Source organism: Penaeicola halotolerans (assembly GCF_016464625.1).
GTDB classification, from domain to species: domain Bacteria; phylum Bacteroidota; class Bacteroidia; order Cytophagales; family Cyclobacteriaceae; genus Penaeicola; species Penaeicola halotolerans.
Genome location: NZ_JAEAGO010000010.1, coordinates 1 through 1318 on the forward strand (window position 1 = coordinate 1; position 1318 = coordinate 1318).

A 1318-nucleotide genomic window follows, 5' to 3' on the forward strand; every position below is an offset into this window, starting at 1 on the left:
GTCAGGCGATCTTGTCTATTTCCCTTTCAGGCGGATCCATGTATGTTTTTCTTAGGGTTCACCTTGTTACTTACCTTCTCTAGACTCATGAACTATAGGCTCAATATCCTTTGCTTCACAGCTAGAATCCACTTATGAGTGAGTACATACCATATTCATCTTTTTGGGTCTGGGTTACCTCACTCAGTAGAGCGTTTTCTATTTCCATCCATTTGCATGCAAAATTCAAGATGTCATTGTTTTTTACCGCTGAGTAAAACTCTAATGTGTATATGTTCCACACCTTCTTTAACCATTCCTCTATTGAGGGGCACCTAGGTTGTTTCCAGGTTCTGGCTATTACAAACAGTGCAGCTATGAACATAGTTGAACAAATACTTTTGTAGTATGATAGGGCATCTCTTGGGTATATTCCCAAGAGTGGAATTGCTGGGTCCTGAGGGAGGTTGACTCCCAGTTTCCTGAGAAACCGCCACACTGATTTCCACAGTGGCTGCACAAGTTTGCATTCCCACCAACAATGGATGAGTGTTCCCCTCACTCCACATCCTCTCCAGCATAGGCTATCATTGGTGTTTTTGAGTTTAGCTATTCTGACAGGTGTAAGATGGTATCTCAAAGTTGTTTTGATTTGCATTTCCCTGATCACTAAGGAGGTTGAGCATGACCTTAAGTGTCTTTTGGCCATTCGAAGTTCATCTGTTGTGAATTCTCTGTTCAGTTCAGTACCCCATTTTTTAATTGGGTTAATTAGAGTTTTAGTGTCTAGTTTCTTGAGTTCTTTGTATATTTTGGAGATCAGACCTTTGTCTGATGAGGGGTTGGTGAAGATCTTCTCCCAGTCCGAAGGTTGCCTTTTTGTCTTACTAACAGTGTCCTTTGCTTTACAGAAGCTTCTCAGTTTCAGGAGGTCCCATTTATTCATTGATTCTCTTATTGTCTGTGCTACTGGGGTTCTACTTAGGAAGTGGTCTCCTGTGCCTATATCTTGTAGACTACTTCCCACTTTCTCTTCTATCAGGTTCAAAGTGGTCAGATTAATGTTGATGTCTTTAATCCATTTGGACTTGAGTTTTGTGCATGGTGATAGATATGGATCTACTTTCATTCTTCTACAGGTTGACATCCAGTTATGCCAGCACCATTTGTTAAAGATGCTTTCCTTCTTCCATTGTATACCTTTAGCTCCCTTGTCGAAAATCAGGTGTTCATAAGTTTGTGGGTTAATACCCGGGTCTTCTAATAATGGTAAAACAGGAGTGTCTTGCTTTGGCCCCGCTACTCTAAGCGGCTCTAAAGCATCTAAGGTAACGATCCA

1 pseudogene is annotated in these 1318 nt (G+C 41.2%); it reads right to left on the reverse strand.

Annotated features, from left to right (window positions below):
- Nucleotides 1–121: 121 nt before the first annotated feature.
- Nucleotides 122–1318: pseudogene (locus tag I5349_RS13600) on the reverse strand (hypothetical protein); the annotation flags it as partial.